Origin of the sequence: Pseudaquabacterium inlustre, from assembly GCF_038066595.1 — a bacterium.
In the GTDB taxonomy this organism is placed as follows: domain Bacteria; phylum Pseudomonadota; class Gammaproteobacteria; order Burkholderiales; family Burkholderiaceae_C; genus Pseudaquabacterium; species Pseudaquabacterium inlustre.
This window is the reverse complement of record NZ_JBBUTH010000008.1, coordinates 440,293-461,762: the sequence shown is the minus strand read 5'-3', so window position 1 is coordinate 461,762 and position 21,470 is coordinate 440,293. Positions and strand designations below refer to the sequence as shown.

Annotated in this window: 20 protein-coding genes; 15 read left to right on the top strand and 5 right to left on the bottom strand. The window is 71.2% G+C overall.

What is annotated here, in order from left to right; translation table 11 throughout:
• Positions 1 to 301 precede the first annotated feature (301 nt).
• The gene (dnaA, locus tag AACH10_RS16535; protein WP_341411556.1) at positions 302 to 1,870 is read right to left on the bottom strand and encodes a chromosomal replication initiator protein DnaA; all 1,569 of its coding nucleotides are present in this window, start codon (positions 1,868 to 1,870) and stop codon (positions 302 to 304) included.
• 371 nt (positions 1,871 to 2,241) lie between these two features.
• On the opposite strand from dnaA, the gene rpmH reads away from it, so the two are divergent.
• The 6 genes from rpmH (at position 2,242) to AACH10_RS16505 (ending at position 7,694) form a co-directional block, all read left to right on the top strand.
• On the top strand, positions 2,242 to 2,379 hold the full coding sequence (gene rpmH, locus AACH10_RS16530; protein WP_341411555.1) for a 50S ribosomal protein L34: 138 nt from the start codon (positions 2,242 to 2,244) through the stop codon (positions 2,377 to 2,379).
• Between the two features lie 35 nt (positions 2,380 to 2,414).
• Positions 2,415 to 2,921, top strand: coding sequence for a ribonuclease P protein component (locus AACH10_RS16525; protein ID WP_341411554.1), 507 nt, complete (start codon positions 2,415 to 2,417; stop codon positions 2,919 to 2,921).
• Positions 2,922 to 3,038: 117 nt separating this feature from the next.
• The gene (gene yidD / locus AACH10_RS16520) at positions 3,039 to 3,344 is read left to right on the top strand and encodes a membrane protein insertion efficiency factor YidD (protein ID WP_341411761.1); all 306 of its coding nucleotides are present in this window, start codon (positions 3,039 to 3,041) and stop codon (positions 3,342 to 3,344) included.
• A 17-nt stretch (positions 3,345 to 3,361) separates the two neighbouring features.
• Complete coding sequence (gene yidC, locus AACH10_RS16515) at positions 3,362 to 5,050, top strand: membrane protein insertase YidC (RefSeq protein WP_341411553.1); 1,689 nt, start codon at positions 3,362 to 3,364, stop codon at positions 5,048 to 5,050.
• A gap of 300 nt (positions 5,051 to 5,350) precedes the next feature.
• On the top strand, positions 5,351 to 6,775 hold the full coding sequence (gene mnmE, locus AACH10_RS16510; RefSeq protein ID WP_341411552.1) for a tRNA uridine-5-carboxymethylaminomethyl(34) synthesis GTPase MnmE: 1,425 nt from the start codon (positions 5,351 to 5,353) through the stop codon (positions 6,773 to 6,775).
• A 163-nt stretch (positions 6,776 to 6,938) separates the two neighbouring features.
• A complete protein-coding gene (locus AACH10_RS16505; RefSeq protein ID WP_341411551.1) occupies positions 6,939 to 7,694 on the top strand; it encodes a LamG-like jellyroll fold domain-containing protein in 756 nt (251 codons plus the stop codon).
• Here AACH10_RS16505 and AACH10_RS16500 read toward each other — a convergent pair.
• A complete protein-coding gene (locus tag AACH10_RS16500) occupies positions 7,666 to 8,226 on the bottom strand; it encodes an adenine phosphoribosyltransferase (RefSeq protein ID WP_341411550.1) in 561 nt (186 codons plus the stop codon). The two genes, AACH10_RS16505 and AACH10_RS16500, sit on opposite strands and share 29 nt — an antisense overlap.
• Positions 8,227 to 8,380: 154 nt before the next feature.
• Between AACH10_RS16500 and AACH10_RS16495 the strand changes: the two genes are divergently transcribed.
• Entirely contained in the window at positions 8,381 to 9,226 is an 846-nt protein-coding gene (locus AACH10_RS16495) for a helix-turn-helix domain-containing protein (protein ID WP_341411549.1), read from the top strand.
• A 94-nt stretch (positions 9,227 to 9,320) separates the two neighbouring features.
• Positions 9,321 to 10,799, top strand: coding sequence for an alpha/beta hydrolase family protein (locus tag AACH10_RS16490; protein ID WP_423228617.1), 1,479 nt, complete (start codon positions 9,321 to 9,323; stop codon positions 10,797 to 10,799).
• Between the two features lie 3 nt (positions 10,800 to 10,802).
• On the opposite strand, the gene AACH10_RS16485 is transcribed toward AACH10_RS16490, so the two are convergent.
• Positions 10,803 to 12,800, bottom strand: a complete 1,998-nt coding sequence (locus AACH10_RS16485) for a cation:proton antiporter domain-containing protein (RefSeq protein ID WP_341411548.1) — start codon at positions 12,798 to 12,800, stop codon at positions 10,803 to 10,805.
• A gap of 99 nt (positions 12,801 to 12,899) precedes the next feature.
• Here AACH10_RS16485 and AACH10_RS16480 point away from each other — a divergent pair, with 99 nt between their 5' ends.
• The 4 genes from AACH10_RS16480 to AACH10_RS16465 are packed head-to-tail and all read left to right on the top strand — an operon-like array spanning position 12,900 to position 16,033.
• Positions 12,900 to 13,889: a KpsF/GutQ family sugar-phosphate isomerase gene (locus tag AACH10_RS16480; RefSeq protein WP_341411547.1), complete on the top strand. Its 990-nt coding sequence runs from the start codon at positions 12,900 to 12,902 to the stop codon at positions 13,887 to 13,889.
• Positions 13,889 to 14,467: a KdsC family phosphatase gene (locus tag AACH10_RS16475; RefSeq protein WP_341411546.1), complete on the top strand. Its 579-nt coding sequence runs from the start codon at positions 13,889 to 13,891 to the stop codon at positions 14,465 to 14,467. Before AACH10_RS16480 ends, AACH10_RS16475 begins: the two co-directional genes overlap by 1 nt.
• A gap of 28 nt (positions 14,468 to 14,495) precedes the next feature.
• Positions 14,496 to 15,224, top strand: a complete 729-nt coding sequence (gene lptC / locus AACH10_RS16470) for an LPS export ABC transporter periplasmic protein LptC (RefSeq protein ID WP_341411545.1) — start codon at positions 14,496 to 14,498, stop codon at positions 15,222 to 15,224.
• Positions 15,221 to 16,033 carry an SDR family oxidoreductase gene (locus tag AACH10_RS16465; protein ID WP_341411544.1) on the top strand — a complete coding sequence of 271 codons (813 nt, stop codon included), beginning with the start codon at positions 15,221 to 15,223 and terminating at the stop codon, positions 16,031 to 16,033. Before lptC ends, AACH10_RS16465 begins: the two co-directional genes overlap by 4 nt.
• 121 nt (positions 16,034 to 16,154) lie before the next feature.
• On the opposite strand, the gene AACH10_RS16460 is transcribed toward AACH10_RS16465, so the two are convergent.
• A complete protein-coding gene (locus AACH10_RS16460) occupies positions 16,155 to 16,637 on the bottom strand; it encodes an RNA recognition motif domain-containing protein (RefSeq protein WP_341411543.1) in 483 nt (160 codons plus the stop codon).
• A gap of 243 nt (positions 16,638 to 16,880) precedes the next feature.
• On the opposite strand from AACH10_RS16460, the gene AACH10_RS16455 reads away from it, so the two are divergent.
• Together AACH10_RS16455 and AACH10_RS16450 are read left to right on the top strand one after the other, a co-directional pair.
• A complete protein-coding gene (locus AACH10_RS16455) occupies positions 16,881 to 17,843 on the top strand; it encodes a hypothetical protein (protein ID WP_341411542.1) in 963 nt (320 codons plus the stop codon).
• Positions 17,844 to 17,858: 15 nt separating this feature from the next.
• Positions 17,859 to 18,500, top strand: a complete 642-nt coding sequence (locus AACH10_RS16450) for a MarC family protein (protein WP_341411541.1) — start codon at positions 17,859 to 17,861, stop codon at positions 18,498 to 18,500.
• 4 nt (positions 18,501 to 18,504) lie between these two features.
• On the opposite strand, the gene AACH10_RS16445 is transcribed toward AACH10_RS16450, so the two are convergent.
• Positions 18,505 to 19,416, bottom strand: coding sequence for a LysR family transcriptional regulator (locus tag AACH10_RS16445; RefSeq protein WP_341411540.1), 912 nt, complete (start codon positions 19,414 to 19,416; stop codon positions 18,505 to 18,507).
• A 108-nt stretch (positions 19,417 to 19,524) separates the two neighbouring features.
• On the opposite strand from AACH10_RS16445, the gene AACH10_RS16440 reads away from it, so the two are divergent.
• Positions 19,525 to 21,225 carry a GMC family oxidoreductase gene (locus AACH10_RS16440; RefSeq protein WP_341411539.1) on the top strand — a complete coding sequence of 567 codons (1,701 nt, stop codon included), beginning with the start codon at positions 19,525 to 19,527 and terminating at the stop codon, positions 21,223 to 21,225.
• Positions 21,226 to 21,470: the final 245 nt, after the last annotated feature.

Below are 21,470 nucleotides of genomic sequence, written 5' to 3'. Positions count from 1 at the left end.
GTAGGGGGCCGGGCTGGCTGTGAACAACGGCATTTTCGCCTGACTTTTCAACGCTTTATCGCCGGCTGAACCCTGTGGGCGCAGGGCGGGATTGGGCGCGGTTGGCGAACAACAACTCGATCTGGCGGCCCGCGGCTGTGGACAACAGCAGGCTTGTTCCAGTTTTGTTCACAGCTTTGTCATTTGACGGCACTGATCCACAGGGTGTAAGGGGCTTCGAACGAAGGGGGGAGACCGGCCAGAGAGCCCTGGCAGGCCGGTAGAGGGGGGTGGGCGTCAGGCAGGCGGCATGCGGCCCGCGTCAGCCCTTGAGCGTCTGTTCCAGCACGTGCAGCTGCTGGTTGAGCTCGGAGTCCTTGGTACGGTCGCCGCCGATCTTGCGCACGGCGTGCAGCACGGTGGTGTGGTCGCGGCCGCCGAAAAGCTCGCCGATCTCGGGCAGGCTCTTCTGGGTGAGTTCCTTGGCCAGGTACATCGCGATCTGGCGCGGCTTGGCGATCGAGGCCGGGCGCTTCTTCGAGTACATGTCGGCGACCTTGATCTTGTAGAAGTCGGCCACCGTCTTCTGGATGTTCTCGACCGAGATCTGGCGGTTCTGGATGCTCAGCAGGTCCTTCAACGCCTCGCGCGCGAGGTTGATGTTGATGTCCTTGTGGCTGAAGCGGCTGTAGGCCAGCACCTTGCGCAACGCGCCTTCGAGCTCGCGCACGTTGGCGCGCACGTTCTTGGCGATGAAGAAGGCCACGTCCTCGGGCATGTCGGTGCCCTCGGCCAGCGCCTTCTTGATCAGGATGGCCACGCGCATTTCCAGCTCGGGCGGCTCGATGGCCACCGTCAGGCCGGCGTCGAAGCGGCTGGTGAGCCGCTCGTCGATGTCCACCAGCCCCTTGGGGTAGGTGTCGCTGGTCATGATGATGTGCGCGCGCTTGGCCAGCAGGGCCTCGAAGGCGTTGAAGAACTCCTCCTGCGTGCGGTCCTTGCCGGCGAAGAACTGCACGTCGTCGATCAGCAGCAGATCGAGCGAGTGGTACTTGGCCTTCAGTTCATCGAAGGTCTTGCGCTGGTAGTTCTTCACCACGTCGCTGATGAACTGCTCGGCGTGCAGGTAGAGCACGCGGGCGTCGGGGCGGTCTTTCAGCAGCGCGTTGCCCACGGCGTGGATCAGGTGGGTCTTGCCCAGGCCCACACCGCCGTAGATGAACAACGGGTTGTACATGACGCCCGGCGCGCCGGCCACGTGCAGCGCGGCGGTGCGGGCCATCTGGTTGGCGCGGCCGGCCACCAGGGTGTCGAAGGTGAGCGCGGTGTTCAGCCGGTGGGCGTTGGCCGAGGGCGGCAGGTGGCCACCGGCCGGGCGCGGCGTGGCCGCCGCGCCGCCGGGCATCGGGTAGCCCGGGCGCGGTCCGGGGGCCGACGCGTGGGCCACCTCGGCCGGGGCCGCAGTTGTGGCCGGGGTTGCAGCCGGGATGCCGGGTTCGTCGGCCAGCACATCGCCGCCAGCCGCCACGGGAACCGGCACCGGCACACGGGTGGCCGGTGCCAGGGCCTGGCCGTTCAGCAGCGCGGCCGCGCGCACCGGGCCGTTGGCCGGCAGCGGCCGGGCCGGCGGCATCTCGCGGGCGGCCAGGCTGAGCGACAGGCGCACCGGGGCGCCGGCCAGCTCACTGAGGATGGACTCGATGCGCGAGGCGTACTGCGACCGGATCCAGTCGAGCTTGAATCGGTTGGGCACGCGCACCTGGACCACGGCTCCGTCGGCGCCAACGCTCAGTTCGGCGGCAGGCAGCGGGCGGATCCAGGTGTTGTATTGCTGTTCGGGCAGTTCGGCGGCGAGTCGTTCGCAGCCGCGCAGCCAGAGATCTGGGCTCATTGTGGACAAGTCTTCTTTTGAGCGTCGCGATTGTAGGCCCCTCCGGCCCGCGCAGCCGTGGTTATCCACAGTTCCTTGCAACGCGTCAATGCCCCCGCCAAGCCGCATGCTGGCGTGCAAGTGTTTGACCGCAAAGGAGGTTTTTGCTCTAATAGTGGGTTTCCCCAACGTGCAGGGCTCGGTGGGCGGAAGGCGCAGGCGACCATGGCGGTGCATCTCGGTGCACAAGATCCAGCGGCGGGCGACCTTCGGCCAGTCAGGCAGGGCATGAGCGCACGGGCGCGCCGCGGTCTTTGGCCATGGCAGTCCCGGTGACTCACCGGGGCCCGTCCTTGTCACCCCCCGCACACTGATCCTCGAAGAGACCCACCATGAAGCGCACCTATCAGCCTTCCAAGACCCGTCGCGCCCGTACCCACGGCTTCCTCGTGCGCATGAAGACCCGCGGCGGCCGCGCCGTGATCGCCGCGCGCCGTTCCAAGGGCCGCAAGCGCCTGACGCAGGTCTGATCCCGGCGCCGGGGCCGGCCACAGCGGCAGCCAGGATGGTCGGGCGCATCGTGCGAACGGCCGACTTCGAACGCGTGTTGGCGTTGCCTCCGCGTTCGCGAAGTGCTCACTTCGCGGCTCACCATCTGCCCGACGCGCCTTCGGCACCGAAAAAGCCCGCCAAGGCGAGCGCAGCGGCCGACTTATCCACAGGTGATGCACCCAGTTGCCCACCGCCTGTGGATGAAGTGCCCAAACTGGTGCTCGAAGGCTGCTGGCTGGGCACCGTGGTGCCCAAGCGCCATGCCCGGCGCGCGGTGACGCGCAACCTGCTGAAGCGCCAGATGCGTGCGGTGATGCAGGACCATGGCGGCAGCCTGCCGCCCGGCCTGTGGGTGCTGCGCCTGAAGGCGCCGTTCGACCGCACGCAATTCCGCAGCGCCTCGTCCGAAGCGCTGCGCGCTGCTGCGCGCGCGGAACTGGCACTGCTGCTGCAGCGGGCGATGTCACCCCGTCCGCCTGGCCCACCGGCCGGTCGCGCCCTGCGCGCGGCGGCGGCCTGAGCGCCGGCGTTGCCGGGGCCTCGTGCTGTCGTCGCGGTCCGCACTGCCATGACCCCGCCCGACGCCTTGCCCACGCCAGCGCCTGTATCTGCCACGCCCGTCAAGGGCCTGGCCGGACTGCCCCGCCGTGCGCTGATGGCGCTGGTGCAGGGCTACCGCTACCTGCTCAAGCCCTGGCTGGGCAATGTGTGCCGCTTCGAGCCCACCTGCTCGGCCTATGCGCTGCAGGCGCTCGAGCGCCACGGCGCTGCCGCGGGCAGCTGGATGAGCGCTGCGCGCATCCTGCGCTGCCACCCGTGGTGCGCGGGCGGGCATGATCCGGTGCCCGACGCGCCGCCACGGCTGTTCCGCCACCTGGTGGCACAGCCGGTCGCGGCCGAGCCGCCCGGCCCGGCCGCGCACGACCCCCTTTCCCGTTCGTAGACCCGAAGACTCCACCCATGCCCGACATCCGTCGCAACATCCTCTGGGGTGTGTTCCTCGTCTCGCTGTTCCTGCTGTGGGATGCGTGGAACAAGCACAACGGCCAGCCCTCGTTCTTCGCGCCGCCGGCCGCCCGTCCGCAGGCTGCTGCGGGCTCGGCCCCGCAGCCGGCTTCGGCGGCCGGTCTGCCGCAGGCCGGCGGTGCCGTGGCGGCCACGCCGGCCGCCAGCGCCGCGGCGCCGCTGGTCAGCGAGAAGGTCACCATCACGACCGATCTGGTGAAGGCCACGCTCGACAGCAAGGGCGGTGACCTGGTGCGCCTGGAACTGCTCAAGCACGCCGACAGCGACGATGCCAAGCGCAACGTGGTGCTGATGGACCAGACCGCCAAGAGCGTGTACCTGGCGCAGACCGGCCTGATCGGCGCCCAGGGTGCCGCGGCCCTGCCCAACCACCTGACGGTGATGAGCCTGGTGCCGGGCGAGCGCGAGCTGAAGGACGGTGCCAATGAACTGTCGGTGCGCTTCGAGTCGCCCGAGGTCGGCGGCGTGCAGCTGGTCAAGACCTACACCTTCCGCCGAGGCGACTACGCCGTGGCCGTGAAGCACGAGCTGAAGAACACCAGCGCGGCCGCCGTGGCACCGCAGCTGTACCTGCAGCTGGCGCGCGACGGCACCGTGCTGGGCAACACCAACGTGATGGCCGGTCCCACCTCGTTCACCGGCCCGGCGGTCTACACCGAGCAGGCCAAGTTCGAGAAGGTGGAGTTCGCCGACATCGACAAGGGCAAGGCCCAGTTCCAAAAGAGCGGCGACAACGGCTGGGTGGCCATGGTGCAGCACTACTTCGCCAGCGCCTGGCTGGTGAATGCCAAGGCCGCACGCGAGTTCAAGGTGGACGCGATTCCCGCCAACGAATCCACCTTCGGCAAGCCGCTGTACCGCGTGGCCATGGTGCTGCCGCTGGGCAGCGTGGCGCCCGGCGCCACCGCCAGCCACCAGGCCGTGCTGTTCGCCGGCCCGCAGGAGGAGAAGAAGCTCGAGGCCCTGGCCCCCGGCCTGGAGCTGGTGAAGGACTACGGCATGCTCACCATCCTGAGCAAGCCGCTGTTCTGGCTGCTGGACAAGCTGCACAGCCTGATCGGCAACTGGGGCTGGGCCATCGTGGCGCTGGTGGTGCTGCTGAAGATCGCCTTCTACTGGCTGAACGCCAGCGCCTACCGCTCGATGGCCAAGATGAAGGCCATCAACCCCAAGGTGCAGGAACTGCGCGAGCGCTACAAGGACAAGCCGCAGCAGATGCAGCAGGAGATGATGCGCATCTACCGCGAGGAGAAGGTCAACCCGCTGGGCGGCTGCCTGCCGATCTTCGTGCAGATGCCGTTCTTCATCGCGCTGTACTGGGTGCTGCTGTCCACGGTGGAAATGCGCAACGCACCGTGGATCGGCTGGATCCACGACCTGTCGACCAAGGACCCGCTGTTCATCCTGCCGCTGCTGATGACCGCGTCGACGATGTTCCAGACCTGGCTGAACCCGACGCCGCCCGATCCGGTGCAGGCCAAGATGATGTGGATCATGCCGCTGGTGTTCTCGGTGATGTTCTTCTTCTTCCCGGCTGGCCTGGTGCTGTACTGGCTGACCAACAACCTGCTGGGCATTGCGCAGCAGTGGTTCATCAACAAGCAGCTGGGCGTCAACAAGTAGCCTGGGCGTGAACCAGTGCACGCGGGGCCGCCAGCGCCCCCGTGACCCCGGACTCAAGCCCGGGCCGAAGCCGACCGATGATGCGAATCAGCGGTCGGCTTTTTTCATGGCCTGTCCGCAACGATCAATGCGGGGTGTGGCGGCACCGCCCGGTGCCGCCCCGGTGGTGTTCACTCGGTGCGGGCAAGCGCGCGCACCGGCACCCCGCCCCGCGCCATCTCCCTGCAGCCTGCCGCCCACCCGCCACACCCTGGCGGCTGGCCGGAGGCGGTGGCAGGGCATCGGCCACAATCCGCGCCGATGTCACTGGCCCGCCGCGAAGACCCCATCGTCGCCATCGCCACCGCCGCCGGCCGCGGTGCGGTGGGCATCGTGCGTGTGTCCGGCCGCAGTCTGGCGCCGCTGGTGCAGCGTCTGGCGGGCAAGCTGCCAGCGCCGCGCCATGCGCAGTACGGCCCGTTTCTCGCGGCCGATGGCCAGCCCATCGACCAGGGCCTGGCGCTGTGGTTTCCGACCCCGCACAGCTACACCGGCGAAGACGTGCTGGAACTGCAGGCCCACGGCGGCCCGGTGCTGCTGCAGCTGTTGCTGGCGCGCTGCCTGGAGGCGGCGGCCGAGGTGGACGCCGGCACGGGCCGGCCGCTGCTGCCGGGCCTGCGCCTGGCCGAGCCGGGCGAGTTCACCGAGCGCGCTTTCCTGAACGACAAGCTCGACCTGGCCCAGGCCGAGGCCGTGGCCGACCTGATCGACGCCAGCACCGAGGCGGCGGCGCGCTCGGCCGGCCGGTCCTTGAGCGGCGCCTTCAGCCACGAGATCGAGGCGCTGCGCCAGCGCATCGTGCACCTGCGCATGCTGGTGGAGGCGACGCTGGACTTTCCGGAGGAGGAGATCGACTTCCTAGAGCGCGCCGATGCGCGCGGCCAGCTGCAGGCCATCGACGCCGCGCTGGCCGCGGTGATGGGCCGGGCACGCCAGGGTGCGCTGCTGCGCGAGGGCATGAACGTGGTGCTGGCCGGCCAGCCCAACGTGGGCAAGAGCAGCCTGCTCAATGCGCTGGCCGGGGCCGAGCTGGCCATCGTGACGGCCATTGCCGGCACCACGCGCGACAAGGTCAGCCAGACGATCCAGATCGAGGGCGTGCCGCTGCATGTGATCGACACCGCCGGTCTGCGCGGCGACGACGAGGCCGCCGACGAGGTGGAGCGCATCGGCATCGCGCGCAGCTGGGCGGCCATCGCCGAGGCCGACGCGGTGATCTTCCTGCACGACCTGACGCGCCGCGGCCAGCCCGAGTACGAAGCCGCCGAGGCCGGCATTGCCGAGCGCCTGGCCGCGCACGGCATCGCGCGCCTGGTGCATGTGCACAACAAGCGCGACGGGGTGGCTGCCGAGGTGGTGGCCGCACTGCCGGCGGGCGAGATCGCGCTGAGCGCCAAGGCTGGCGCCGGCCTGCAGGCGCTGCGCCAGGAACTGCTGCGCCGCGCCGGCTGGGAGGCAGCTGCCGAAGGCGTGTTCATCGCGCGCCGCCGCCATGTGCAGGCGTTGGAGCGCACCGCGGCGCACCTGGCGCTGGCGGCCGAACATGCGGCGGTGGCCGATGCCGCGCTCGACCTCTTCGCCGAGGAACTGCGCCTGGCGCACGAGGCTCTGGGCGAGATCACCGGCCGCTTCAGCGCCGACGACCTGCTGGGCGTCATCTTCAGCAGCTTCTGCATCGGCAAGTAGGCGTCTGGCCGCGCCCCCTGGTTGCGGGGGGCGGTGATCCGTTGCGCCGCGCGGTCTGGCGCTACCGGGTATCCGCACTACCTTGTCGTTGGAGACCTCGATGGCCCTTGTTCCGCTGCGCTGCGCCGCCACCCTCTGTCTGGTCGCGGCCGCTCTGTTGCCCGTGACGGGCGCCCAAGCCGCCGTGCCGGCCTTCACGCTGGTGCATGCCTTCGATTTCAGCCGCGATGCCGACAGCGCACAGGGGGCACACGCCACGCTGTCGGGCGATGTGCAGGTGCGCGGTGGCGTGCTGGCCGTGCGCGGCGACAACGCCTTTGCCGAGTACGCCGGCCTGATCCCGTCGGCCGAAAACGGTGCCGACACCTGGTGGACGGTGAGCCTGTGGGCGCGCCAGACCCCCGGCACCGGCACGGCCGCCGAGGCGGTGATGGTGGGCCAGGGCGTGGTGTCGGGCTACCTGCCCGAGTTCGCGCTGTCGCTGCGTCCCTCGGCCGGTGGGGGATCGGAAGTGGTCGGCATCAACCAGTCGGGCTGGGCCGGTGCACGCAGCGCGCCGGTGGCCGACACCGGCGTGTGGCACCACTACGCCGTGGCCATGGCCGAGAACGTCGTGCTGCTGTGGGTGGACGGCCAGTACATCGGCCACGGCGGCGCCGGCTGGAACTACAGCACGCCGTACTTCCACGGCAACATGCGGCTGGGCCGGCAGGTGTCCAGCTTCGGCGGCCAGTTCAACGGCGATCTGGACGACGTGCGCATCTACAGCGGCCGCCTCGACGACACCACGGTGCAGGCGCAGTTCATGGCCGGGCCCAGCGTGTCGGCGGTGCCCGAGCCGGCCAGCGCGCTGATGGCCCTGGCCGGTGGCGCGCTGCTGTGGGGCCGGCTCAGTGCCCGTCGTAATCGACCAGCGTGAACAGCGGCAGGCCCGCGTCGCGGATGCGGCGTGAGCCGCCGAGCTCGGGCAGGTCGACGATGGCGGCGCCCTCGATGACCTCGGCGCCCAGCTTCTGCAGCAGGCGCAGACCGGCCGTCATGGTGCCGCCGGTGGCGATCAGGTCGTCGATCAGCACCACGCGGTCGCCGGGCTTCACGGCGTCGGTGTGCATCTCCACGGTGGCGCTGCCGTACTCGAGCTCGTAGCTTTCCTCCACCGTGGTGTAGGGCAGCTTGCCCTTCTTGCGGATGGGCACGAAGCCCACGTTCAGCTCATAGGCCACCACCGCGCCCAGGATGAAGCCGCGCGCATCCAGGCCGGCCACCGCATCGGGCTTCAGGTCGAACCAGCGGTGCACGAACTCGTCGATCAGCACGCGGAACACCTTGGGGTTCTGCAGCAGCGGCGTGATGTCGCGAAACTGCACGCCCGGCGCCGGCCAGTCGGGCACGGTGCGGATGTGGCTGCGGATGTAGTCGGCGGTCAGCGCGTGGGCGGTGGTGTGCTGCATGGCGTGGGGCGGTGCGCGTGCCGGGCACGGCGGGGACCGGGATTGTGCGCGCATTCCGCGCTGCGGCAGCGCCACGGGTGGCCCCTGATGGGCGGGTGTGGCGGGCTTGGCTAGCCTCGCGGCTTCTGCATTGCGGCTGCCCGCCCTACCCGACGTGACCTTCGACCCCGATGCCAGCCGCGCTGCGGAACTGGCGTTTCCCGCCACGGCGGGCGATCCCTGCGCCGGCAGGCCCGAGCCCGGCCCGCCCGATCACTACTGCCGGGTGGCGCAAGGGTTTCTGTACGCCAGCACGCGGCTGCCGCCGGTGCGCACCCAGCGGCCGGCCGCGGTGCTGCTGCTGGCGGTGGCGGCGCATGAGCTGTTCGGCATCGAGACCGCACGGCGCGGCCTGCGCTGCGGTGCGGCCGCGGTGCAGCCGCTGGTGGCGCGGCGGCTGCTGGCGCAGGGCGTGCCACTGGTCAGCCTGAACCTGCATCCGGAGCATGCGGGCTTCCTGCGCTGGCGCGGCATCGCGGGCGACGGCGTGCTGCCGCTGTCGCGCGCCGCCTTCGCGGCGCACGACGCCCATCTGGCCGCGATGGCCCGCGGCCTGCCCGACCGGGCCAGTGGCCAGGCGCTGTGCGACGCGCTGCTGGCCACGCTGCACCCGCTGCTGCCGCCGGTGGGCGCCGATCCGCCGCTGCGTGCCACGCTGCTGCAGTGGCTGCGGGTGGAGCCCGAGCTCGGGCTGCCCGAGCTGGCGCGGCGCCTGGGCATCTCGTACCACCGCATGTCGCACTGCTTCAGCCAGGCCCTGGGCGTGCCCTATCGCCATTGGCGAGCGTACGCCCGGGCCCAGCGCGCGGCGGCGCAGTTCAAGGCCGCGCGCACGCTGACCGGCATCGCCCACGAGGCCGGCTTCACCGACTCGGCCCACCTGTCGCACACGTGGCAACGCACCTACGGACTTTCCCCCAGCTTCGTGCGCCACGACAACTCGGTACAAGCCATCCTCTAGCGGCCTGCCCACCATCGCGCCTCCCGGTCCGCCGCATCGACAGGACCCGCATGAGGAGACGCCCGTGAACCGCACCCCTTCCCCGCTTTCCCGCTTGAGCGCGACCGCGCTGGCCGCCATCGCCGCCGCACTGCTGTCCGCCTGCGGCGGCGCCGACGACACGCCCACCACCCAGGCCGTCAGCGAGCCCGAGGAGACCCGCGCGCAGGACAGCCGCACCAGCTTCGCGCCGCGCGCGGCCAGCGCCTACAGCGACTACGAGGCCGGCACCGGCAGCAACGGCGACGGCTTCAAGGCCCAGGCCGGCGTGAGCGTGGAGACCGACCGCTGGGCCGGCGTGCTCAATGGCTCGGGCTACCGCATCGAGGTGCCCAAGAACTGGAACGGCAAGCTGGTGATGTATGCCCACGGCTATGCCGGCACCGGCAACGAACTGGTGGTCACCACGCCCAGCGCGCTGCGCGCCTACCTGATCGCCAACGGCTTCGCCTGGGCGGCCAGCAGCTACAGCAAGAACTACTACGACGTGCGCGTCGGCGTGGAAGACACCAACGCGCTGGCCAACGAGTTCACCAAGATCGCCGCGGCGCGCGGGCGCACGCTGGCCGCGCCCACCAAGACCTACCTGGTCGGCCATTCGATGGGCGGGCACATCACGGCCGCGGCCATCGAGACCGAGACCGCCACCTACGCCAAGAACAAGGTCAACTACGACGGCGCGTTGCCGATGTGCGGCGTGACCGGCGACACCGAGCTGTTCGACTACTTCAGCGCCTACCAGGCGCTGGCGCAGTACTTCGCCGGCGTGCCCAAGTACCCGCAGACCGGCTGGGCCGACATCTCGGCCCTGGTGCGCAGCAACCTGTTCACCACCTTCAGCACCGTGCCCACGGCCCAGGGCCTGAAGCTGCGCGAGGCCATCCGCAACCTCACCGGCGGCGAGCGGCCGATCTTCAACGAGGGCTTCGCCAACAGCGGCTTGCAGGGCGTGGTGTGGGGCACCTTCGGCGGCGACGGCACGATCAACGGCATCCTGAACAAGAGCCCGCTGGACACCAACCGCTTCGTCTTCCAGCTGGACGCCGACACGGCGCAGACCGACGAAGAGAAGGCGCTGAACACCGGCGTGCTGCGCGCCACTGCGGTGGCCGACGCCAACCGCCTGCGCCGTGACGGCCTGCGGTGGATTCCGAAGGTGAATGGCGAGTTCAAGATCCCGGTGCTGTCGATGCACACGCTGGGCGACATGTACGTGCCCTTCCACATGACGCAGATCCACCGCCAGCGCGCGGTGGCCAAGGGCAACGGCAACCTGCTGGTGCAGCGCGCCATCCGGGCGCCCAGCCACTGCGACTTCACCGTCACCGAGACGGTGAACGCCTTCGCCGACCTGGTGAAGTGGGTGGAGCAGGGCACCAAGCCGGCGGGCGACGACGTGATGACCCCGGCCACCGTGGCCAGCCCCAGCTACGGCTGCACGTTCACCGTCAACACCGCGGTGGCCGGCGAGCCGACGACGCCAGGCTCCGCGGTCTACACCCGCACGCTGATGCCCGCCTGCCCGGCGAACTGAGGTTCAGGGCCGCAGCAGCGCCGCCTCGGCCATCGCCAGCGGCTCGGGCAGGCCCGACAGCACCAGGGTGTCGCCGGGGCCCAGCAGCAGCGTGTCGTCGGCATCGACCACGCGGCCGCTGGCCTGGCGTACCGAGGCCACCTGCACGCCCATGGCCGGCAGGGCCACGTCGCCCAGCGGCCGGCCCAGGCAGGCGGCGGCGGCCGGCAACGTGACGCTGGCCAGCCGCGCCTGCTGGCGCTCTTCCATCGTGTCGTCGTCGGCGCCGTGGAAGTAGCCGCGCAGCAGGTGGTAGCGCTTGTCGCGCGCGTCGCGCGTCACGCGGATCACGCGGCGCATCGGCACGCCCACCAGCGCCAGCGCCTGGGCGGCGAGCATCAGGCTGCCCTCGATGGCCTCGGGCACCACCTCGGTGGCGCCGGCCGCGCGCAGGCGCTCCAGGTCGCTGTCGTCGATGGTGCGCACGATCACCGGCACCTTGGGCGCATGCTCGCGCACCAGGGCCAGGATCTTCAGCGCCGAGGGCGTGTCGTGGTAGCTCACCACCACCGCGCTGGCGCGGGCCAGGCCGGCGGCCATCAGGCTGGGCAGGCGCGCGGCGTCGCCGAACACCACGCTCTGCCCGGCCGCGGCGGCCTGGCGCACGCGGTCGGGGTCGAGGTCGAGCGCCATGTACGGAATGGCCTCCTGCTCCAGCATGCGCGCCAGGTTCTGGCCGCTGCGGCCGTAGCCGGCGATGATCACGTGGGCCTCGTTGCGGATCGACTTCTTGGCGATGGTGGTCAGCTGCACCGACTGCAGCATCCACTCGCTGGCCGACAGCTTCATCACGATGCGGTTCGAGAACATCACGATGAAGGGCGTGGCCAGCATCGACAGCACCATGCTGGCCAGCACCGGGCTGACCCAGGGGCCGCGGATCAGGCCACCCTGCGCGCCCAGCGTCAGCAGCACGAAGCCGAACTCGCCGGCCTGTGCCAGGTACAGGCCGGTGCGGATGGCCACCCCCGGCGTGGCGCCGAAGGCCCGCGCCAGGCCGGCCACCAGCGCCGCCTTGGCCACCACCGGCACGGCGGCCAGCAGCAGCACCAGGAACCACTGGTCGACCACCGGCCGCCAGTCCAGCTTCATGCCGATGGTGATGAAGAACAGGCCCAGCAGCACGTCGTGGAACGGCCGGATGTCGGTCTCCACCTGGTGCTTGAACTCGGTCTCGGCCACCAGCATGCCGGCCACGAAGGCGCCCAGCGCCAGGCTCAGGCCGGCGTGCTCGGTCAGCCAGGCCAGGCCCAGCGTGATCAGCAGCAGGTTCAGCACGAAGAGCTCCTCGCTCTTGCGTCGCGCCACCAGCGTCAGCCACCAGCGCATCACGCGCTGGCCGCCCACCAGCAGCAGCGTGAGCAGCACGCTGGCCTTGAGCAGCGCGAACAGCAGCGCACGCGCCATGTCGGGGCCGCTCTCGTCCAGCGCCGGGATCAGCACCAGCAGCGGCACCACGGCCAGGTCCTGGAACAGCAGCACGCCGATGACGCGGCGGCCGTGCTCGCTCTCCAGCTCCAGCCGCTCGGCCATCAGCTTGACGACGATGGCGGTGGAGCTCATGGCCATGGCCGCGCCCAGCACGATGGCGCCTTGCCAGCCCAGGTCCCAGCGCCGGGCCAGCATCGCGAAGCCCCAGGTCAGCGCCGCATTGCCGGCCACTGCGCCCAGGATGGTCAGCAGCACCTGGCTCAGGCCCAGGCCGAACACCAGCGTGCGCATGCTGCGCAGCTTGGGCAGGTTGAACTCCAGCCCGATGACGAACATCAGGAACACCACGCCGAACTCGGCCAGGTACTTCACACCGGCCGAATCCTTGGCCAGCGCGAGCGCATTCGGGCCGATGACGATGCCCACCGCCAGATAGCCGAGCATCGGCGGCAGCTTCAGCATCCGGCAGCCCACCACGCCCAGCACGGCGGCAACCAGGTACAGCAGGACGAGTTCGAGGGTGGTGGCCATCCGTGGGTGAGTTGGAAAGGGGCGCCGCCTAGAATGCGGCGCACCGGTGCAGCCGATGCTAAGCCAGCGCATCGGCCCTTTGCCCTGATCCCGCCCAACGTGACCCTCAGCCGACCCATCGATCCGCAGCGTGCGCTGCAACTCGCCGCCGAAACCTTCGAGATCGAGGCGCGCGCGTTGCTGGGCCTGGCCGCGCGCCAGGGCGAGGGCTTCACCGGCGCGGTGCAGGCCATGCTGGACTGCCGCGGCCGCGTCATCGTGATGGGCATGGGCAAGAGCGGGCATGTGGGCCGCAAGATCGCCGCCACGCTGGCCTCCACCGGCACGCCGGCCTTCTTCGTGCACCCGGCCGAGGCCAGCCATGGCGATCTGGGCATGGTGCAGCCCGGCGACGTGGTGCTGGCCATCAGCAACAGCGGCGAGAGTGACGAACTCGCCGCCATCCTGCCGGCGCTGCGCCGCCTGGGCATCACGCTGGTGGCCATGACCGGCAAGCCCGAGTCCACGCTGGCGCAGCATGCCGACCTGATCGTCTCCAGCGCGGTGGCCGAAGAAGCGTGCCCGCTGAACCTGGCGCCCACCGCCAGCACCACCGCGCAGATGGCGCTGGGCGATGCGCTGGCCGTGGCACTGCTGGATGCGCGCGGCTTCGGCGAGGCCGACTTCGCCCGCTCGCACCCCGGCGGCGCGCTGGGCCGCAAGCTGCTGGTGCATGTGGGCGAGCTGATGGTCCGCGGCGACGACCTGCCCACCGTGGCAGCCGACACCCCGTTCACCGGGATGATGCGCACCATGTCGGCCAAGGGCCTGGGTGCCGCGCTGCTGGTGGATGCCGACGGCCGGCTGCAGGGCATCTTCACCGACGGCGACCTGCGCCGCCTGATCGAGCGTGGCGGCGACCTGCGCACGCTGCGCGCGGCCGAGGTGATGCACCCGCGGCCCAAGACCATCCGCGCCGAGGCGCTGGCCGTCGAGGCCGCCGAGCTGATGGAGCAGCACCGCATCACCGCCGTGGCCGTGGTCGACGCCGACGGCAGGCTGGCCGGCATGCTGACCATCGGCCACCTGATGCGCGCCAAGGTGGTGTGATGGCGGCGCCCGCCCTGAACTTCGCGCCCGAACTGCTGTTGCGTGCCCAGGGCCAGGGTGGCGGCATGCGTGCGGCCATCTTCGACGTCGACGGCGTGCTGACCGACGGGCGCCTGTACATCGGCGCCGACGGCGAGGGCGTCAAGGCCTTCCATGTGCTGGACGGCCATGGGCTGAAGCTGCTGGCCCAGGCCGGCATCACGCCGGTCATCATCACCGGCCGCGACTCGCCGGCCGTGCGCCGGCGCATGGCCGACCTGGGCATGACGCGCGTGCACTTCGGCGTCAGCGACAAGCTGGCCTGCGCCGAGCGCGTGCTGGCCGAACTGGGCATAGCCTGGGACGAACTGGCGGTGATCGGCGACGACTGGCCCGACCTGCCGCTGCTGGTGCGTGCCGGTTTCGCCTGCGTGCCGCCCAACGGCCATGCCGAGGCGCGCGCGGTGGCCCACCACATCACCAGCGCCCGTGGCGGCGAAGGCGCGGCGCGCGAGTTTTGCGATCTGCTGCTGATCGCCGCCGGCCGCTACGCCCCGCTGCTGGCCGCCCAGCACGGCCAGACGCTGGACGCGCGCTGAGCCGGCGCCACCGCGAGGCCGCCCCCTGATGCCCGGCGCCAGCCCGCCTGAACTGCACCTGCCCGACCTGCCCGAGGTGAGCGTGCACCTGGGCAGCCTGCGCGCGCCTGCCGGTGCGCCGCGGCCGGCGCTGTCGTGGGACTGGCGCTTGCGCCAGCTGCTCTCGTCGTACCTGCCGCTGCTGCTGATGGCGCTGCTGGCGGTGGGCACCTGGTGGCTGGTCAAGCACACGCCGCAGCCGCCCGGCCCGCAGACCCAGGTGCCGGTGCGCAAGGAACCCGACTACACGATGAGCGACTTCTCGGTGAGCCGCTTCGCACCCGACGGCCGCCTGGTGCTGCGCATCGACGGCACGCAGCTGCGCCACTTCCCCGACACCGACCGCATGGAGATCGAGGGCGTGCGCATCCACGCCGTCGGCGGCGATGGCCGCATCACCGAGGCCCAGGCGCGCCGCGCGCTGGCCAATGGCGACGGCAGCGAGGTGCAGTTGCTGGGTAGTGCCCAGGTGCGCAGCCACCTGCCCGACGGCGACACGCTGGAGGTGGAGGGCGAGTTCCTGCACGCCTTCACGCGTTTCGAACGCCTGCGCTCGCACCTGCCGGTGCGCGTGCGCCGCAGCGGCAGCGACGTGCGCGCCGGCGGCATCGACTTCGACAACCTCAGCCAGCGCCTGGAACTGGCCGGCCCGGTGCGCGCCAGCCTGGCGGCCCGCCGGGTGGCGCCCACGCCGGCCACGAAGGAGGCCCGGCCATGAGCGAGGTCAGCAGCGCCGTCATCGCACGGGCGCCGGAGGCGCCGCTGGCGTTCATCACCGGCGCGTCCAGCGGCATCGGCCAGGCCCTGGCGCTGCGCTACCACCGCGCCGGCTGGCGCCTGGCCCTGGTGGCTCGACGGGCGGCCGAACTGCAGCAATGGGCCGATGCCCAGGGCCTGCCGCGCGAGCGCGTGGCCGTCTACGGGGCCGACGTGCGCGACGTGGCTGCCATCACCGCCACCGGCCGCGCCTGCATCGCCGCCCAGGGCCTGCCGGACGTGGTGATCGCCAACGCCGGCATCAGCGTGGGCATCGACACCGCCGACGCGGCCGACCTCGAGGTGCTGCGCAGCATCTACGAAACCAACAACATCGGCATGGCCGCCACCTTCCAGCCCTTCGTCGCGGCCATGTGCGCCCGCGGCCACGGCACGCTGGTGGGGGTGGCCAGCGTGGCCGGCATCCGCGGCCTGCCGGGCCATGGCGGCTACTGCGCCAGCAAGGCGGCGGTGATCAGCTACTGCGAAAGCCTGCGCGGCGAATGCCGGCCGCACGGTGTGAAGGTGGTGACCATTGCGCCGGGTTATGTCGACACGCCGCTGACGCAGAAGAACCGCTACAGCATGCCGTTCCTGATGAGCGCCGAGGCCTTTGCCGACCGCGCCTTCGCGGCGATCTCGGCGGGCGTCACGTTCCGCGTGATTCCCTGGCAGATGGGCGTGGTGGCCAGGCTGCTGCGGGTCCTGCCCGATGCGTTGTTCGACCGGCTGCTGGCCGGCCGGCCGCGCAAGCACCGGCAGTCGACCTAGTGTCGCGGCGCTCGTCGCGACGGGCTGCACGGCCCGGCGGCGCCGGAAAAACAAAAGGGCATCCGAAGATGCCCTTGGACCGTGCACCGGGCACCACGCAGGGGCCCGATGCTGGTGCGGATCAGTAGCCGCCCTGGCCGCCGCCGTAGCCGCCACCACCGCCGCCGCGCGGGCCACGGCCGGTGCCGTAGGGGCTGCGACCACCGCCGCCGCCACCGCCGTAACCACCGCCGCCACCGCCACCGCCGTAGCCGCCGCCACCACTGCGGCCACCGCCGCCGTAGCCGCCGCCGCCACCACCACCGTAGCCGCCGCCACCGCTGCGGCCACCGCCGCCGAAGCCGCCCGGACGTTCCTCACGGGGACGCGCCTCGTTGACCACCAGCGGACGGCCTTCCAGGGGCTGGCCGTTCATGGCGTTCATCGCGGCTTGCGCTTCGGCAGCCGACGACATCTCGACGAAGCCGAAGCCCTTCGAGCGGCCGGTTTCACGGTCCATCATGACCTTGGCGGAGGTGACCGCACCGAATTGCGAGAACGCTTCGTGCAGCGACTCGTCGCGCACCGAGTAGGCCAGGTTGCCTACATAAAGCTTGTTTCCCATGAGGGGAAGCTCCTTAACGAGAAAAGAAAACCATGTGGAGCTTCTACCCAGCGTGAACCACTCAAGCTACAGGCGCCGTCTCCAGACACGGGCCGGGGCACAAAAACCCGTGCGGACATTATGGTGGCAAACAACGTGCCATCAACAGGGCCGGGAGCCCGTGCAAACCCGAAAAGTATCATGGCCGCCACGATGTCGACCGAAATTGCCGAATCTCAAAGATTTCGCGGCCCGCTGCGGGCCTTGGATTCGGTGCTGCAGAGCGTGGAGTCGGTGCGCAACGGCACCGCGCTGTACCTGCTGCTGCTGACTTTCGCGTCGGCCGGCTGGCTGCTGGTGAGTGCGCAGCGCCTGCTGGGCGGCGAGTCGCTGGCCACCGGCGTGGGGCTGGGCGTGGCGGCCTTCGGCGTGGTGCTGCTGGGCAGCACCGCCGCGGGCCTGGTGCTGATGGACGAGGCCCGCGGCCACCGGCCGCGCCACCCGCTGGATGCGCTGCGCGCGGCGCCGGTGCCGGCGCTGCGCCTGCTGGCCGTGGTGCTGACCGTGCTGGCGCTGGCGGCGCTGCTGCTGGCGGCCGTGACGGCGCTGCTGTGGGCGGCCCGGCTGCCCGGCGTGGGGGCCGGCTGGCTGGGTGTGCTGGTGCCGGTGGCCGTGCCGCTGCTGGGCGCGGCGGCGCTGGTGATGGTGACGCTGGTGGGCCCGATCGCCGCGCCGGCCGCCTGGTCGGGCCTGGGCTGGCGCGCCATCCTGGCGATGCTGTGGCGGCAACTGCGCGCGCGGCCGGTGCATGCGGTGCTGCTGTCGGCTGCGGTGAGCCTGCTGTCGGCGGCGGTGGCCGGCCTGATGAGCTTCGTGGTGCTGGCCGGCGGCCGGGCGTTCGCGGCGTTGGCGGTGGGCGTGCTGGAACTGCCGCTGGCGGTGCCGCCCTTCCTGTCGGCGCTGTTCGGCATGGGCTTTCGCGTCGCGCCGGGGGCGCCGCCGCTGCCCGAGCACACCAGCGCCGCCCTCACCGGGGCCGGCCTGGTGTTCGCGCTGGGCCTGGTGGTGCCGGGCGCGGTGTACCTGCGCGGCCTGTGCGAGCTGTTCCTGGCGCTGCGCCGGGCCGACGATGAAACGGCAGCGGCGGAAACGGCTGCTGAAGAAACGGCCGCTGCAGAAACGGCCGCGGATGCGGGTGCACCCTCAGCGACCGCGCCACCGCTTTGACGCGATGATGGCGCGATGGACCTGCTCAAACCGCTGATCGCGCTGCTGGCGATCGTCAACCCGATCGGCGCGGTGCCGTTCTTCCTGGCCTTCACGCAGGGGCTGCCGCGCGAGCAGCGCCTGCGCACGTTGCGCGTGGCCAGCTTCTCGGCCTTCTGCGTGATCGCCGTCAGCGGCCTGGCGGGGCTGCAGATCATCGCCTTCTTCGGCATCTCGATCGCGTCGTTCCAGGTGGGCGGCGGCATGCTGCTGCTGATCTCGGCGCTGCACATGCTGAACGCCCAGCCGGCCGAAAGCGGCAAGGACGACATCGACGAGGGCCAGACCCGTGCCGACGCCGGCGCCAGCGTGGCCGTGGTGCCGCTGACCATCCCGCTGCTGACCGGCCCGGCCACCATCTCCACCATGGTGATCTACGCCGAGAAGACCAAGCACTTCTGGCAGCACGCGGTGTTGGTGGGCTATGGCGTGGTGATCGGCCTGGCCACCTACGCGGCCTTCGCCGCCTCGGGCCGCATCGCCAAGGTGCTGGGCCGCACCGGCATCAACGTGATGACGCGGCTGATGGGCCTGATCCTGGCGGCGATGGCGGTGGAACTGCTGGCCGACGGGTTGGTGAAGCTGTTCCCGATCCTGGGCAGCGCGGCGATTCGCTGATCGCTCACCGCCAGATGCTGGCCGCGGCCTCGAACAGCTGATCGACCGTGGCCGCGCGGGCCGGGTCGGCCGGCGGCACGCGGCTGACCAGCGACAGCGCGGTGTCCAGCGGCTGCTGGCGCCACACGGCCAGGCCGGCGGCGTCGGCCTCGCGCAGCGCCACGGCCTCGCGCGCCAGGCTCAGGCCGAAGCCGGCGCGCACCAGGTCGAGCATCGAGGCCTCCTGGTCGACACGGGCCACGCTGCGCAGCGGCCGGCCCAGCCGCGCCAGCAAGGGTGCCAGCAGGCGGTGGTGCACCGATTCGGGCGGCGTGGTGATCCACGGCAGCGCGGCCAGGCCGTCCCAGCCCAGGCCGTGCAGCCGTGCCTGCCAGCCGCGCGGCGCCACCACCACATAGCGCACCGTGGCCAGGCGCTGCACGCGCAGCGAGCCGGCACTCACATCGCCGAGCGTGAAGCCCAGGTCCAGCCGGCCGGCCGCCACCTCGCGCTGCACGCTGCCCGAGATGCCGTGGCGCAGCTCGGGCAGCACCGCCGGCAGCCGGGCGCGGGCGGCGCGCAGCAACTCGCCCAGGCGGATGGCGTCGGGGTCGAGGATGGTGCCCAGGCTCACCGGCGCTGGCGTGTCGGGCCGCGCGTCGCGGGCGGCGGCGCTGCCGTGGCTGGCCTCGTCGACCAGGCGCTCCACAGCGGCCACGGCGGCCTGCGCCGACGGCAGCAGGCGCTCGCCGTCAGCGCTGAGCACCAGGCCGCGGCCGGTGCGGCGCAGCAGCGTGCAGCCCAGGCGGCGCTGCAGTTCAGTGAGCTGCAGCGACAACGCCGACGGGCTGCAGTGCAGGGCATCGGCCGCGCGGGCCAGCGTGCCGAGCCGGGCGATGGCCACCAGCGCCTGCAGTTGTCGCAATTCAGGAGTCATGTGATTTGAGTTTCCCTGAAACCTGAGGGGCTGGCCATCGGTGCACCGCGGGCTGGCGGCGCACCACAATGCCGGCACTGACGCGCACACCTTGAGGAGACCGCCGGCATGCCGCACCGCCCGCACGACGCCTACCAGTTCGACCACATCGTGGTGGGTGCCGGCACCGCCGGCTGCCTGCTGGCCAACCGGCTGAGCGCCGACCGTGGCAAGCGCGTGCTGCTGATCGAGGCCGGTGGCAACGACGACTACCTGTGGGTGCACATTCCGGTGGGCTACCTGTACTGCATCGGCAACCCGCGCACCGACTGGCTGTTCAAGACCGAGCCCGACCCCGGCCTGAACGGCCGCAGCCTGCGCTACCCGCGCGGCAAGGTGCTGGGCGGCTGCAGCAGCATCAACGGCATGATCTACATGCGCGGCCAGCAGCGCGACTACGACCACTGGGCCGCCGTGACCGGCGACGAGCGCTGGCGCTGGGACCGCGTGCTGCCGGTGTTCAAGCAGCACGAGGACCACTGGCGCGGCGACAACGCGCACCACGCCGCACCCGGCTTCGACCGCACCGGTGCGCGCGCCGGCGGCGAGTGGCGGGTGGAGAAGCAGCGCCTGTCGTGGGAGATCCTGGACGCGTTCTCGGCCGCGGCGCAGCAGGCCGGCATCCCGGCCACCGACGACTTCAACCGCGGCAGCAACGAGGGCGTGGGCTATTTCGAGGTCAATCAGCGCGGCGGCGTGCGCTGGAATGCGACCAAGGCCTTTCTGCGCCCGGTGCAGCACCGCGACAACCTCGAGATCTGGACCGGCGCCCAGGTGACGCGCTTGGTGACCGCCCGCGACGTCGACGGCCAGCTGCGTGTGACCGGCGTGGAACTGCGCCCCGAAGGCCACGACCACCAGCGCGGCGCGCCGCTGATCGCCCGGCTGCGCGAGGGCGGCGGTGGCGAGGTGGTGATGGCCGCCGGCGCGGTGGGCACGCCGCAGATCCTGCAGCTGTCGGGTATCGGGCCCGGTGCGCTGCTGCAGCGCCATGGCATCAGCGTGCAGCATGAGCTGCCGGGCGTGGGCGGCAACCTGCAGGACCACCTGCAGATCCGCGCCGTGTTCGAGGTGCAGGGCGTCAGGACGCTGAACACCCAGGCCAGCAGCCTGCTGGGCAAGGGCCTGATCGGCCTGCAGTACCTGCTCAACCGCAGCGGGCCGATGAGCATGGCGCCGTCGCAGCTGGGCTGCTTCACGCGCTCGTCGCCGGCCTATGCCGACCCGAATGTGGAGTACCACGTGCAGCCGCTGAGCCTGGATGCCTTTGGCGAGCCGCTGCACCGCTTCAACGCCTTCACCGCCAGCGTGTGCAACCTCAATCCGACCAGCCGCGGCACGGTGCAGATCCGCTCGGCCCGGCCCGAGGACGCGCCGGCCATCCAGGCCAACTACCTCAGCACGGCGGAGGACCGCCAGGTGGCGGCCGATTCGCTGCGGCTGACGCGCCGCATCGCGGCCCAGCCGGCGCTGGCGAAGTACCAGCCGCGCGAGGTCAAGCCCGGCGTGCAGTTCCAGAGCGACGACGACCTGGCGCGCCTGGCCGGCGACATCGGCACCACCATCTTCCACCCGGTGGGCACCTGCCGCATGGGCCGTGCCGACGATGTGCAGGCGGTGGTCGACCCCGAACTGTGCGTGCGCGGCGTGGTCGGCCTGCGCATCGCCGATGCCAGCGTGATGCCCACCATCACCAGCGGCAACACCAACAGCCCCACGCTGATGATCGCCGAGCGCGCCGCGGCGCTGATGCGCGCGGCGGCGCGTTGAGCGGGCGGGCCGGGCGCTGTCACCTCCCACGGCCGGATGTGGCAAAAACGTTAAAGCGCCGGGTTATCCCGGTGTCACCTTTGTTCATGGGCTCCTTACAGTCCCGCCACTCGGTTCTGCGGCCAGCGCGCCGCCAGAACCCGGGGGACTGAGGAGACATCGACGACATCAGAACAACCTGGTGGTCCGGCCGGGCAGCCACAAAGCATTACAGCGCCCCAGCCGCACCCATTGCTTCCGACGCC